General features: G+C 57.9%; 10 protein-coding genes and 1 pseudogene. 4 read left to right on the top strand and 7 right to left on the bottom strand.

What is annotated here, in order from left to right; translation table 11 throughout:
* Positions 1–5 precede the first annotated feature (5 nt).
* Positions 6–995: a 2-hydroxyacid dehydrogenase gene (locus BLU64_RS04460; protein WP_026742599.1), complete on the bottom strand. Its 990-nt coding sequence runs from the start codon at positions 993–995 to the stop codon at positions 6–8.
* A 349-nt stretch (positions 996–1,344) separates the two neighbouring features.
* On the opposite strand from BLU64_RS04460, the gene BLU64_RS04455 reads away from it, so the two are divergent.
* Together BLU64_RS04455 and BLU64_RS04450 are read left to right on the top strand one after the other, a co-directional pair.
* Positions 1,345–3,948, top strand: a complete 2,604-nt coding sequence (locus BLU64_RS04455) for a YdbH family protein (protein ID WP_026742598.1) — start codon at positions 1,345–1,347, stop codon at positions 3,946–3,948.
* An 11-nt stretch (positions 3,949–3,959) separates the two neighbouring features.
* On the top strand, positions 3,960–4,193 hold the full coding sequence (locus tag BLU64_RS04450; RefSeq protein WP_026742597.1) for a YnbE family lipoprotein: 234 nt from the start codon (positions 3,960–3,962) through the stop codon (positions 4,191–4,193).
* Between the two features lie 40 nt (positions 4,194–4,233).
* Here BLU64_RS04450 and BLU64_RS04445 read toward each other — a convergent pair whose 3' ends face one another.
* Positions 4,234–4,839 carry an FMN-dependent NADH-azoreductase gene (locus BLU64_RS04445; RefSeq protein WP_026742596.1) on the bottom strand — a complete coding sequence of 202 codons (606 nt, stop codon included), beginning with the start codon at positions 4,837–4,839 and terminating at the stop codon, positions 4,234–4,236.
* A 254-nt stretch (positions 4,840–5,093) separates the two neighbouring features.
* Here BLU64_RS04445 and hrpA point away from each other — a divergent pair, with 254 nt between their 5' ends.
* On the top strand, positions 5,094–8,981 hold the full coding sequence (hrpA, locus tag BLU64_RS04440; RefSeq protein WP_074727991.1) for an ATP-dependent RNA helicase HrpA: 3,888 nt from the start codon (positions 5,094–5,096) through the stop codon (positions 8,979–8,981).
* Between the two features lie 19 nt (positions 8,982–9,000).
* On the opposite strand, the gene BLU64_RS04435 is transcribed toward hrpA, so the two are convergent.
* Positions 9,001–9,843 carry an EcsC family protein gene (locus BLU64_RS04435; protein WP_036152818.1) on the bottom strand — a complete coding sequence of 281 codons (843 nt, stop codon included), beginning with the start codon at positions 9,841–9,843 and terminating at the stop codon, positions 9,001–9,003.
* A 158-nt stretch (positions 9,844–10,001) separates the two neighbouring features.
* On the opposite strand from BLU64_RS04435, the pseudogene BLU64_RS04430 reads away from it, so the two are divergent.
* Positions 10,002–10,324, top strand: a pseudogene (locus tag BLU64_RS04430) (hypothetical protein).
* Here the strand turns inward: BLU64_RS04430 and BLU64_RS04425 are convergent.
* From BLU64_RS04425 to rstA, 4 genes are all read right to left on the bottom strand, one after another.
* Entirely contained in the window at positions 10,325–11,140 is an 816-nt protein-coding gene (locus BLU64_RS04425; protein ID WP_026742592.1) for a trypsin-like serine peptidase, read from the bottom strand.
* A 440-nt stretch (positions 11,141–11,580) separates the two neighbouring features.
* Positions 11,581–11,931, bottom strand: coding sequence for an acid resistance repetitive basic protein Asr (gene asr, locus BLU64_RS04420; protein ID WP_026742591.1), 351 nt, complete (start codon positions 11,929–11,931; stop codon positions 11,581–11,583).
* 74 nt (positions 11,932–12,005) lie between these two features.
* Complete coding sequence (gene rstB, locus BLU64_RS04415) at positions 12,006–13,361, bottom strand: two-component system sensor histidine kinase RstB (protein WP_074727989.1); 1,356 nt, start codon at positions 13,359–13,361, stop codon at positions 12,006–12,008.
* Positions 13,358–14,089 (bottom strand): two-component system response regulator RstA, encoded by a 732-nt coding sequence (gene rstA, locus BLU64_RS04410; RefSeq protein ID WP_074727987.1) that lies wholly within the window; start codon positions 14,087–14,089, stop codon positions 13,358–13,360. Before rstA ends, rstB begins: the two co-directional genes overlap by 4 nt.
* Positions 14,090–14,150 lie beyond the last annotated feature (61 nt).

Raw genomic sequence — 14,150 nt, 5'->3', positions numbered from 1 at the left:
CGATATTACGTCAGTGCGAACGGGCAGTCTTCGCCGAGGCTTATCTGACGCAGGCTTTGCAGCGTGGTGCCGGCAATGCTGGTTAGCGCTTCTTCCGTCAGAAACGCCTGATGTCCCGTAAAAAGCACGTTGTGGCAGGCGGAAAGCCGACGGAAAATATCATCCTGAATGACGTCGTTCGAGTTATCAATAAAGAACAGCGTGTGTTCGTTTTCATAGACATCCAGTCCCAGCGCGCCGAGCTTTTGCTGTTTGAGGGCGTCGATCGCGGCCTGCGAATCAATGAGACCGCCTCGGCTGGTATTGATGACCATCACGCCGTCTTTCATTTGCGAAAAAGCGACCTCGTTGAGCAGATGGTGATTCTCCGGCGTGATGGGGCAGTGCAGCGAGATGACGTCCGATTCCGCGTACAGCGTTTTTAGATCGACATATTCCGTCCCTAACTCTCTGGCCTGCGGATTCGGATAAGGATCGAACGCCAGCAGCCGCATGCCGAATCCTTTCAGGATGCGCAGCGTGGCCACCCCGATTTTTCCCGTACCAATAATCCCCGCCGTACGACGATGCATGTTGAAACCAATCAGCCCTTCCAGTGAGAAGTTGGCATCGCGGGTGCGCTGATAGGCGCGATGAATTCGCCGGTTTAAGCTCATCATCATACCGACGGTATGTTCCGCCACGGCTTCGGGTGAATAGGCCGGCACGTAAACCACGGCTATCCCCAGCGTTCTGGCCGCGTCAAGATCGACGTTATTGAAACCCGCGCAGCGCAACGCCACGATCTTGACGCCGAGGGCCGCCAGTTCGGTCAGCACTTCGCGCCCGCCGTCGTCGTTGACGAAAATACACACGGCATCGAATCCCTCGGCGGTTTTCACCGTCTGCGGGCTCAGCATGAAGTCGTAGTACTCCATCTGGTAGCCATAGTCCTGATTGACACGGTCCAAATATTTACGGTCGTACTGTTTGGTGCTGTAGACAGCCAGTTTCATCATCGGATACCCCGCTATTTTTAGGTTAGGCTAGCATAAAATAGTGAGTGTGATAGGAACCCCACCGCCAAAACATCTGGCCCGTTGCGATAGTGTTTATCGATATCCGGGGGCGTTTTGAGGCGTGTAGAGGTCGAGACAGAGACAGCATACCTTCACCCGGCGGCTGGCGTGAAGGGTGGTATCTGTCACGTCGGGGGACTATTATGCAGGCCGATGAATGATCGCTGTTTTTTGTAGCGGAAGTCGTTGAATAGCGGAATTCTGCTACCGTTATCGATGCTCAACCTCGCATGGCGTGGAAGTCAACGCCGTGCTCACCAAAGACTGATATGCATAATGATGGCGAATGAATAAACATTTTTTACCTCGCGTAGGCCTCGGGCTGGGCGCTATCGCGCTGGTGATACTGATAAGCTGGCTGACGTTGCCGCTCTGGCTACCTCGTCTGCTGACCTTTCTGGCGCCCCCCGGCGTGACGGTGGCGCTGGGCGAGCGTCCCTCTTGGCAACAGGGCGGACTGTCTGTGCCGGGTGTCTCCATACAACTACCTCAATGCCATCTACTTACCGTCGATAACGGCCGTCTAACGAGACAGGATGACGGCTGGCGTCTTCATGTCGCCAGCGTGGCGCTGGATGGCAGCTGCCTCGCGCACTGGCCGCAAAGCGAGAATTCCGCCTCAGAGACGTCGATGAGTCTATCGGAGTGGCAACAGCGTCTGCCCGTGGGCGAGATGACGGTAGAGCGCCTGACGCTGACGCCGTGGCTGGATGACGTCAGCGCGCTGCATTTGACCTCCCGTGACGGGAAGCAATCACTGAACATCGATAATGTACGTCTGAAACTGCAGGCCGACCTCGTCGGACGGACATTGACGCTGCGACGTGCGGAGTTGACCGCGCTGCCTGATCGCCCGCCGCTATGGATAGAAGGCGAAGTGCAGCTTTCGGATTCGCTGACCAGCCTCCCGGAAAAGGGACATTTGCTGGCAGGCCGACTGCCGTTCGATTTACCTGAGGCGGTCCAGGCGACGCTCAATTGGCAGGACTCTCAGGGAGAGCTGAGGGTGGCGAAAGAGGCGGATGCATCGCCGTTGTTGAGTCTGCCGTGGCGCGTCAGCGCGGATGCTATCACCGTTAGCGAGGGACGCTGGGCGTGGCCGTACAGCGCGCAGCCGGTCTCGGGCGGGTTATCGTTGGCGCTGCGCGACTGGCGTCAGAGACACGGACTGCCTCAGATCGAGGCGCGCGTCAATATGTTAACGCAGGGTCGCAACGGCCGGGCCAACGCGGTGTTGACGTTAGGGCCAGGTTCGCTCGGGCTGAGTGATAGCGATCTGCGCATCCAACTCGCCGGACAGGCTAATCTGGCGAATTTGTCCTTTTCAGCCACGCTGCCGGGCGTGCTGCGCGGCGCATTGCTGGATCCCGATCTGGTCTTGCTGCCCGGTTCCCTGCTCCGCGCCTGGGGACAGCCCCAGCCCGGCCTGACGCTGGAAGATGCGCGCTGGCCGCTGGCCGGGATCGTGGTCAATACGCAAGGCGTGAGCGGGCGTCTGCAAGCGATCGTCAAAGCCCACGACGCCTACTGGGGACGCTTCAACCTGCATATGGACGGCAAAGCGGAGCGCTTCTGGCCGGACAACGGTGTCTGGAATTGGCGCTACTGGGGAAAAGGACAGCTGCCGCCGTTGCAGGGTCGGTGGGACATCGCCGGTCGCGGGCGCTGGGAAGACGCGTTGCTGGAAGTCAGCACCTTATCCAGCGGGTTGAACCAACTGCGTTACGGCGCGATGACCGTCGCCAAACCCCGGCTGACGTTGGTGCAGCCGCTGCGATGGCAGCGTAATCAGAAACAGGATGCGTTCGCGGGCGCGTTCCGGTTAGTGGCTGACCGTATCGCATTCACCGGCGGCGGCGCATTACCGCCCGCCGAGCTGAACGTGCAGGTGCAGGGCGAGCATCCCAACCATTTTCTGTGGCGCGGCGCGTTGCAGGCCAAGGAGATCGGGCCGGTTAAACTGGTCGGGCGCTGGGACGGCGAGCGCCTGCGCGGCAGCGGCTGGTGGCCGCCGCAGTCGCTGCGCGTATTCCAGCCTTTGCTGCCGCCGGACTGGAAAATCAAACTGCGCCGCGGGCAGTTTTACGGCCAGGGGGCGTTTTCTGCGGCCCGCGTACAGGGTTTTCGCGTCGGCGGTCACTGGGTGGTCAAAAATGGCAGCGCTTGGCTCAACGACGGCGACGTCAGCGGCGTAGATTTCGTTCTACCGTATCGTTATGCCGATCCGCGTTGGCAACTGGGCATTTCGCGACCGGTTTCATTGCGTATCGCCGAGTTGAACAGCGGATTCCGGATACAGAATATCCGGGCCGATGTGTTTGGCGCGTATCCCTACAGCGATCGACACCCGCTTACGCTGGCCGGGGTAGAGATGGGCCTGCTGCGCGGGAAGGTTTCTCTGACGCCGCTGCGTTTTCCGCAGCATGATGCGGCGCTGTTGCGGATGGACGGAGTTGAAACCAGTGAACTGATGACCGCGATTAACGTGAAAAAGGTGGCGTTGTCCGGCCGTGTCAGCGGCGTGTTGCCGATCAATTTCAATCATCCGACGATGCTGGTGCAGAACGGCCGCGTCACCAACGATGGCGCGTTGACGCTGAGACTGGATAAGGACCTGGCGGATGAAGTGGCTCAGAGCGACATGGTCAGCGCGGCGCTGGTTCGCTGGCTGCGCTATCTGGAAATCGACCGTTCGGACGCGACGCTGCAACTGAGCAATCAGGGGGAACTGTTGATGAAATCCTATATCAGCGGCCATAATTCGCCGCGAGATGCCCGGCAGCAGGTTGATTTGAACTATCGTCATCAAGAAAATTTGTTCCAGCTATGGCGTAGCCTGCGCTGGGGCGACACGATACAGAACGCGCTGGAGCAGCGGTCAACCCAATGAGGAACCACACGATGCATGACAGACGAGCCGTTTTATGGCTGACCGCCCTTTTTCTGACCGGGTGTACGCCGCGCATTGAAGTGACCGCGCCGGACACGCCGATCACCATCAACATGAATGTGAAGATCGATCACGATATTCACATTAAGGCGGATCCAGAAGCCACGCAGCTGCTGGAAAAGTCCGATACCGACGTCGCGGAGCAGATAAAAAAAAGCGCGCCGACTGGCGCGCAAAAAAAGTAATATAGCCAAAGCACTTAACACGAACGAGGGAAGAGAGAGCTTACGCGTTGGCCAGTTCGGTGAGCCGGGTCTTCGCGTCCTGCAAGGCTTTCTGAGCGACTTCCGGACCGTAGCCAATCCCTTCGGCAAACACGAATTCGACGTCGGTGATGCCGATAAAGCCCAACATCAGCTTCAGATACGGCGTGACCAGATCGCTCGGGGTGTCTTTATGAATACCGCCGCGGCTCGTCAGCACCAGCGCGCGTTTACCTTTCACCAGACCTTCAGAGCCTTGCTCGGTATAACGGAACGTGACGCCGGCGCGGGCGATGAAGTCGATGTAGTTTTTCAACTGCGTCGAAATGTTGAAGTTGTACATCGGCGCGTTGATCACAATGAGGTCATGGGACTGAAGTTCGTCGACCAGCGTATCGGATAACGCTAGCGCTTCCTGTTGACGCGGCGTCAGCGGCGTTTCTGAGGGACGAAACGCGCTAACCAATTCGCCGTCCAGTACAGGAATCGGCTGCGCGGCCAGATCGCGCAGGGTGATTGCGTCATCGGGGTGCGCCGCCTGCCACTCTGCAACAAAGTGGTCTGCCATTTGGTTAGACTGAGAGTAATCCGCCAGAATGCTCGATTTCAGTACTAATACTTTCTTCATTGCCTGTTCCTTGTCTCGGAGAGTCAGTGGGTGGAGTCACCGTGGCGTCGTTCGCCGTTGAGTTTCATCATAAGCAGCCTAATAAAAACGCGATAGCGTAATATTTCGAGAACCTTGTTCGATTTAATTGAATAACGTGGCGTGGAGGTAGGTTATAGCCTGCGGCGTCAATGTGATACCATGCCCGCCGCCAAATCCAAGCGTGGCGTCCAGTCTCTGCGCCACGTCTGCCAGACGTATTTAAGGAACCAACCGTGAAATCACAGCTCACCGCATTTTATCCCCACATCAATGCGTTAATGCTGCGCGACCAGCAACGGCTGCGTCGCCGGGTTCAGGGCGCCCTAAAGGTGAAAAATCCTGAAGCGCAGGCGGCCATCGCCCGCGAAATCGAAGCCGACGTGGCGACGGCCCGCCAGCGGGTGGAAAATCGCCGCGCCTCGCTGCCGGCCATTCGCTATCCCGACGCGTTGCCGGTCAGCCAGAAAAAAGACGCGATCATGCAGGCGATTCGCGACCATCAGGTGGTGATTGTGGCCGGGGAGACGGGGTCGGGGAAAACGACCCAGCTGCCGAAAATGTGTCTGGAGCTGGGCCGTGGCGTGACGGGATTGATCGGCCACACCCAGCCGCGTCGTCTGGCGGCGCGCACGGTGGCGGATCGTATTGCCGCCGAACTGGAAATACCGCTCGGCGGCACGGTGGGCTATAAGGTTCGTTTTAACGATCAGGTCGGCGACAATACGCTGGTCAAACTGATGACGGACGGGATCCTGCTGGCGGAAATTCAACAGGATCGACTGTTGATGCAGTACGACACCATCATCATCGATGAGGCGCACGAACGCAGCCTTAATATCGACTTTATCCTGGGTTATCTGCGCCAACTGCTGCCGAAACGGCCCGATTTGAAAGTTATCATTACCTCGGCGACGATCGATCCGCAACGCTTCTCTCGTCACTTTAACAACGCGCCCATCGTCGAGGTTTCCGGTCGAACCTATCCGGTTGACGTGCGCTACCGCCCGGTGGTGGAAGAGGCGGAGGACAACGATCGCGATCAGCTGCAGGCCATTTTCGACGCGGTGGATGAGCTGAGTCACGAAGGTCCGGGCGATATTCTGATTTTCCTCAGCGGCGAGCGCGAAATTCGCGATACGGCGGATGCGCTGACGCGACGCGATTTGCCGAACACCGAAATATTGCCGCTGTATGCGCGTCTGTCCCATCAGGAGCAAAACCGCGTTTTTCAGTCCCATCACGGCAGGCGCATCGTGCTCTCCACCAACGTGGCAGAAACCTCGCTAACGGTACCCGGCATTCGTTATGTGATCGACCCCGGCACGGCGCGGATCAGCCGTTATAGCTATCGCACCAAGGTGCAGCGCCTGCCGATCGAAGCGATTTCTCAGGCGTCCGCCAACCAACGTAAAGGACGCTGCGGGCGTGTGGCGGCAGGGGTCTGCATCCGCCTTTACTCGGAGCAGGACTTCCTGTCGCGTCCGGAGTTCACCGATCCGGAGATATTGCGCACCAATTTGGCGTCCGTGATTTTGCAGATGACCTCGCTCGGTCTGGGCGACATCGCCGCGTTTCCGTTTGTGGAAGCGCCGGACAGCCGCCATATTCAGGACGGCGTGCGTTTGTTGGAAGAGTTGGGTGCGATCCAGACGGTGGAAAACGGCCACTATCGACTGTCTCCGCTCGGCCGACAGCTGGCGCAACTGCCTATCGACCCTCGATTGGCGCGCATGGTGCTGGAAGCGCAAAAAACGCGCTGCGTGCGCGAAGTGATGATTGTGACCGCCGCGCTGTCCATTCAGGACCCGCGCGAACGGCCGTTGGACAAAAAGCAGGCGTCGGATGAAAAGCATCGTCGTTTCGCTGATAAAGAGTCCGATTTCATGGCCTTCGTCAACCTGTGGAACTATCTCCAGGAGCAGCAGAAAGCGCTGTCGTCGAGCCAGTTCCGTCGCCAGTGCCGCACCGACTTCCTCAACTATTTGCGGGTGCGTGAATGGCAGGATATCTATACCCAGCTGCGTCAGGCGGTTAAAACGCTGGGGCTGCCGGTCAATAGCGAGCCCGCGGACTACCGCAGCCTGCATGGCGCGCTGCTGACCGGTCTGCTGTCCCACATCGGTCAGAAAGACGTAGAGAAGCCGGAGTTCAGCGGCGCGCGCAATATGCGCTTTTCCATTTTTCCCGCCTCCGGTCTGTTCAAGAAACCGCCCAAGTGGACCATGGTGGCCGAGCTGGTGGAAACCAGCCGTCTGTGGGGGCGCATCGCCGCGCGGATTGAGCCGGAGTGGGTGGAACCGCTGGCGCAGCATCTGATCAAGCGCAGTTACAGCGACCCGCACTGGGAAAAAGCCCAGGGCGCGGTGATCGCGCAGGAAAAAGTGACATTGTACGGTTTGCCTATCGTGGCGGCACGCAAGGTCAACTACGGCGCGATCGACCCGGTGGTGTCCCGCGAGCTGTTTATTCGTCACGCCTTGGTGGAAGGCGACTGGCGTACGCGTCATGCGTTCTTCCGCGCCAACTTGAAATTGATGGCCGAAGTCGAGGATCTGGAAAATAAATCTCGTCGCCGCGATATTTTGGTGGACGATGAAACGCTGTACGCTTTCTACGATCAGCGGATCCCGCACGATGTGGTGTCCTCCCGGCATTTCGACGCGTGGTGGAAGAAGGCCGAAGCGGATAACCCCGACCTGCTCAACTTCGAAAAAACCATGCTGATCAAGGAGGGCGCGGGCAGCATCAGCGCGTTGGACTATCCAAACTTCTGGCAGCAGGGCAACCTGAAGCTGCGGCTGAGCTACCAGTTTGAACCGGGCGCCGACGCCGACGGCGTTACCGTGCATATTCCGCTGCCGATCCTCAATCAGGTACAGGACGAAGGCTTTGAGTGGCAGATCCCTGGCGTTCGTCGCGATCTGGTGATTGCGTTGATCAAGTCGTTACCGAAGCCGATACGCCGTAGCTTCGTGCCTGCGCCAAACTACGCCGAAGCCTTCCTGGCGCGCGCCAAACCGCTGGAACGAGGGCTGCTGGATGCGCTGGAGCGTGAACTGCGCCTGATGACCGGCGTCACAATTCCTCGTGAAGAGTGGCATTGGGAGCAGGTGCCTGAACATTTGCAGATGACCTTTCGCGTTATCGATGAAAAAAATCGCCCGTTGCGCGAGGGTAAAAGCCTGAGCGCGCTGAAAGAGCAGCTCAAAGAGAAAGTGCAGGAGACGCTGTCCGCCGTGGCGGACGACGGTATCGAACAGAGCGATTTACATATCTGGAGTTTCGGTGATCTCCCGACCCGCTATGAACAGAAACGCGGCGGCTATGCGGTCAAAGCCTATCCTGCACTGGTGGACGAGAAGGACAGCGTGGCGATCCGCTTATTCGACACGCCGCATGAGCAGCAGCAGACCATGTGGAAAGGGCTGCGTCGATTGCTGTTACTGAATATTCCATCGCCGATAAAATACCTGCATGAAAAGCTGCCGAACAAAGCGAAGCTGGGACTGTACTTTAACCCTTATGGCAAAGTGCTGGATTTGATTGACGACTGCATCGCCTGCGGCGTGGACAAACTGATCGCCGAGGCCGGCGGCCCGGTGTGGAGCGAAGAGGGTTATCAGCGTCTGCACGATAAAGTCCGCGCGGAGTTGAACGATACGGTGGTCGAGATTGCCAGCCAGGTGGAGAAAATCCTCACCGCGGTCTTCGCCATCAACAAACGTCTGAAAGGGCGGGTGGATATGGCGATGGCGCTGGGATTGAGCGATATCAAAAGCCAGATGAGCGGTCTGGTCTTTCGGGGCTTCGTCACGGAAAGCGGTTGGCGGCGTCTGCCGGATGTCCTGCGCTACTTGAATGCGATCGAACGGCGGTTGGATAAGCTGGCTCAGGACGTCCACCGCGACCGCGCGCAGATGTTGAAGGTGGAGCAGGTGCGTCAGGCATGGCAGCAGTGGTTGAACAAGCTGCCGCCGGATCGGCAGGAAGCGGAGGAGGTAAAAGCCATTCGCTGGATGATCGAGGAACTGCGGGTCAGCTACTTCGCTCAGCAGCTGGGCACGCCTTATCCTATCTCCGATAAGCGCGTGCTGCAGGCGATGGAGCAGGTGGCGGAGTAACGCCGCCGTTTCGGGGACGCTAAGCGTCAGGCAGGCTTAGCGTCCGATTTTTGATGCCCTGATAGGCCGTTTTGATCTCCTCTTCGCCATACTTCAATTCAAGACGTTTGACCGTGAAGTGCCCTTTGGCCATGTTTTGATAATGCTGGGTGAAGAGAGTATTGATCGTGGCGCCGCTGGCGGCGCCAATCACCGGTATGATCTGCGCCGCCATTTTTTGCGTCAGCGTCACGCCAAACCGGGCGGCGACCGCGTCAATCACCTTCGCCAGAATCGACGCCGCGTGGCGTGAACTCACTGTGCGCGTCGACCCTTTCTTGCTGACCATTGCCATAAGCTCGCGCGACGCATGGCGAGTGATATCGGACAGAATGGCCCGCGACGCGTAGTAGCCCGAGTCCGTTGGGTCCAGCGTCTTGTCTCGCCCGCCTAACGCAAAGACTTCCACACAGGCGCTTTTTACTTCTTCGTCCGCGAGCGAAAACCCTTCGCTACGGGCGATATCCGCCACCGCGCGCATCATAATTGCTGTGCTGATGGGCAGTTCCACCAGCAGTCCGGTCATCCCAAAGAATCCTGAGACCGCGCCGGTTGCGGCGGCGGCGACCCGGTGCAGTCCCTGTGAGGGGGCGTGGTGCGGATTATCCTCCAGCGTATAGAGCGCGGTATCAACCGCTTTGTGCAGCGCGGCCCGGACGCTCTGTTGGATCTTGCGTTGCAGACTCTGCGGCAGCCTCGCGAGGCTCCAGGTCAACGGCTTTCCAATCACATCGGCGATTTGCAGCGTCAGCGCCGGGGCTTCCAGCAGCGTGACGGCCTGTTGAAGCGCACGCAGATCGTCGGGGTGTTCTATCAGGGTCATGAGCAGCTCGCATAATGGCGGAAGGTGATCTAGGTGTAATAAATGATGGTGAATTATGCAACGTAGAGCGGGTTGTCATTTGTTGCGACTGACGCTGATTTGAATGTTGTAAATGCACTTTTCGTGCATAACTTGTCAATCAATACGGGCGTTACTCCATGATCGTCAGAACCTGGCACGGCTGCGTTCCCATCGAACATGCGCGGGGCTTTGCCCGCCATTTGCAGCGCACCGGCATCGATCATGCGCGAGGCATTCCCGGCAACTGCGGGACAGAAGTGCAGCAGCGGCGTCAGGGAGCCTGTGAGCACTTTTTCTGGCGACCTACTGGAACGACCTGTCTGCGATACGGCAGTTTGCGGGCGAAGATTATCCGTTGGCCGTCACGTACCCTGACGACGAACAGTTCGGTTCGATCTCCGATCCTCTGGTGCTTCACCATGAGGTGGCTGACATCCAGCCCCAGCTGCCGCCGAAATGATCACGGTGCCGGGCGCTGGGATAACACATCCAGCGATTGACGGATGGCCGTAACGGCGACAGCCTGATTATCCGCCCGGTCCCGTTCGCTGGCGTCCGGCGCCGAACTCTGAATTGCCACCAACGCCCAGCTATCGCCCGTTTTCAGCATCAGCGGCGAACCGCTGTCGCCAGGCAGCGTATCGCAGCGGTGCGTCAACACCGCCTGATTTTTCCAACCGGTGACAAGGCAGTCATGATGCCGGTACAGCGTATCGGGATGATCTTCGGGATACCCGGCCTGTGTCACTTTGCGGCCAGCCTGTTTTAACGCCGATTTGAGATCCTGTGCGGACCCTTGCCACAGCGGCAGTGGCGCAATGCCCGGCGGCGTTTTTTCCAACCTGATCAACGCATAGTCCAACGGCGCCGCCGAAGGGGGGACGATCCAACCGTCGCCGTCTGCCTTGAGCTGTTTAGCCAACAGCTTATTGACCATCGCTTCCAGCTTGTGCGTTTCATATTTCCATCCCGACGGCGTGGCGTGAAAACGCAGCGCCACCGGTTTGTCAGCCACGCCGGGAGGCGCCAGTACGCAGTGTCCGGCGGTGAGCGCAAGATGCGGCGAGATCAGCGTCGCCGTGCAGAGATTGCCGCTGGCGGTCTCTACCTGACCAATGGCCTGCCACGGCCAAAGCGCGGTATCCGCTACGATGTCGCGGTCATCATGGTGGAAGAACAAAATGCGTTGCTGCTGCAAGACGTCTTTCGGCGGGGTGGCGTTGACGCCCGTCGACAACAAGGTGAAAGAACAGAGCAGCCAGGCCGATATGCGCATGAAATAATTCGCCTTTAACAAAAAATTTTCTGTTAACAGTATGGTCAAGTTCCCCGATTATGGAAACGACGTACAAAAATTCAGAGCTGAGCGGGGCGACGGTGTTTTCGGCGTTGGCGGATGGGCGGGGGTTGAACGCGCTATCGTGGTGTCGAAAACGCTATCGAGTGATCGAACGTCAGAGAAAAAACAGCATGATGATCAACGCGCCGAGGAGCAGAAGCGATAATACAATTTCAAAGGAGTAACGACGTAACATCATCCTGGCTCCATGAAATCGACGCCCGTTGGATGGGGTGCCGGACGGTTGATAAACGTGCCTTTGACTCAACATGATAAAACCGCTCGCTCAGGAATCTATTTTTATCTCAGACCGTTGTTTCAAAATAGATCCCCGCTCGCGCGGGGATTGAGTCAGGTACTGTGGTGTGACCTATGACTTAGGCTGCCGGCGTTGTGACGGCTTTTTTGGCTTTCTTCACGTGTTTTTTAGCGGCCTGAGCTTTCTGTGCAGCCGGTTTTTTCGCGTGTTTTTTCTTGGCGGCCTGCGCTTTCTGAGCCGGTGCTACCGCTTTTTTCTTAGCCGCTTTTTTCGTCGCCTGAGCTTTCTGCTCGGTTGCTTTCTTTGCCTGTTTTTTCACGTGTTTTTTGGCGTGATCGGCTTTGGTCTGAGTGGTGGTGGTCGTTGTAGTCGGTGCGTTTGCAGCAGGCGCGGTGGTGGTGTCGGCAGCAAAAGCTACAGAGGACAGACCCAGTGTTGCGCCAGCGATCATCACTAATACTTTATTCATCATCAATTCCTCATTGTCCGTTTACGTTCGAACCCCAGTGTTGGGCCGATGTAAGGAGCATAGGGAATGATGCGCTAACGGTCTGTGAGTGTTTGGTTTCCGCGTGTAACGGTTTGTACAACGTTAGCCGCCAGCTTATCCGCCGCCGCCGCGCTGGTGACGATAGGCCAGAGAAACGTCATTTTGGCGCCGCCCAATGGGCTGGACTCCGCGCGAATGGTGCCGCCATAGGCGCGGACGATCGCGTGGACGATCGCCAGCCCCAGCCCACAGCCGCCGCTGCTGTTCTGTATGCCCGCCTCCAGGCGCACAAACGGCTCGAAGATGCTCTCCCGGTCCTGCGGCGCAATGCCGGGTCCGTCATCCTCTATCTGCAGACAGGCGACGCCGCGATCGAGCGTCAGCCCCACGCGAATGCTTTGTTGGCAGAAGCGCAGTGCGTTATTGACCAGATTATTCAGCACGCGCTCCATCAGACGCAGGTCCACATAGCCGAAGCGCTGATGGCGGGGCGCGTTCAGTTCCAGTCTCTTGTCGGCATGGACCAGCCGAAAGTCTGCTATCCGCTGCTCCAACCACGCGGGCAGATCGATCTCTTCGAGATGCAACGTTACCTGAGGGCGGTCCAGCCGTGCGTAGGTCAGCAGCTCGTCGATAAGAGACTCTAACTGGCCAATATCCCGATTAATCGCCTCTTGCTCGTCTTCCGACAGGTTTTCGCTCATCGCGAGACGGTAACGCAGGCGCACCAGCGGCGTGCGGAGTTCATGCGCGATATTGTCGATAAGCTGTTTTTTGCTGGCGATTAGCTGATTGAGGTTGTCCGCCATTAGGTTGAACGCTACGCCGAGACGAAACAGGCTGGAGGTATTGTCGAAGTGGGTGCGCTCCTCCAGATGACCGTCGCCGAGCCGCTGCGCCGCGGTTTCCAATTGCAACATCGCTTTCCAGTGCGGCCGTATCCATAAAAAGACCGGCAGCGCAAGAGAAAGCCCGATGATAACCAGCATCAGCAGGTTCAGCATCCGCATTTCGTGTAGGAAAAACAGATAAGGGATCGGGCCGACCGCCAGCACATAGTGACTGCGGGGAATGCGCTGTATGAAGGTGTATTCGTCGTCCAGCGCGATAATTTCGCCCTGCGTCAGGCGCTGCTGCGCTTTGTTGCTGAGCTTGTATTTATTTATCGGCTCAATGTGCATTTTGAACGACAGGTTGAGATCCAGCTGGCTGATGGTTTTGTGCCACTCGCGCGGCGGCAGGGTGCGCAGTTCGTTGCGGATCAGATAGAGCGAGCTTTTCATCAGATCGTCCATTGATTGACGTCCCGCGCGCTCGGCCGTGGCCTTGTAGACCAACCCGACCAGCAGGGTCATCACCAGAAAGCTGGCGAACAGCAGGAGAAAGAACTGAATGAACAGTTTTTTCATGGCGCGAGGGTCTCCCAGGCGTTAGGGGCGAACAGATAACCTTTGTTACGGATGGTTTTGATGCGCACCGCCTCCGGCGCCGTATCGTACAGTTTTTTGCGCAGGCGGGAGATGGCCACATCGATGCTGCGATCCATGCCGTCATAGCTGACGCCGCGCAGGTTTTTGAGCAGTGCGTCGCGATCCATGATTTGTCCGGCGTGGGTGGCTAGCTGCCATAGCAGGTCGAAATCAGCCGTCGACAGGGTAATGTCCTCGCCGGCCAGCAGAACCTGACGGTTCACCGGATCGATACACAGCAGACCGAAGTTTAGCGACTTGTGTACCTGTACTGTCGCGCTGGTTTCCAGCGTCGGCTGGGGCGGGGTGGCATACTGCCGAAAGTGCAGACGCAGCCGCGCCAACAGCACGGCGGGCGGAGTCGTTTTCAGAATGTAATCGTCTGCGCCCATTTCCAATGCGAGAATATGGTTCATGTCGCTGTCCAGCGAGGTCAGCAGCACGATGGGGCCTGAGAAACAAGGGCGCAGCTCGCGGCACAGCGTCATCCCGTCTTTGCCCGGCAGCATGATATCCAGCAAAACCAGGTCGGGTTTATTTTGCTCGATCACCGCTGATGCGGTGTCCCCGCGCGGCTCGATGTGCACCTCAATATCGTGTTTGCCCAGATAGGCGGCAATCAGTTTTCCCACTTCGGGATCGTCTTCAACAAAAACAATCTTATACATACCGTCGAACTCTTTTTTTGATTCGGCTACAGCATAGCGCGCGTCACCTTTTGTAACCATG

Source organism: Lonsdalea quercina (assembly GCF_900107885.1).
Taxonomy (GTDB): domain Bacteria; phylum Pseudomonadota; class Gammaproteobacteria; order Enterobacterales; family Enterobacteriaceae; genus Lonsdalea; species Lonsdalea quercina.
The sequence above is the reverse complement of the archived record's forward strand: the minus strand, read 5'-3'. Positions and strand labels throughout refer to the sequence as shown.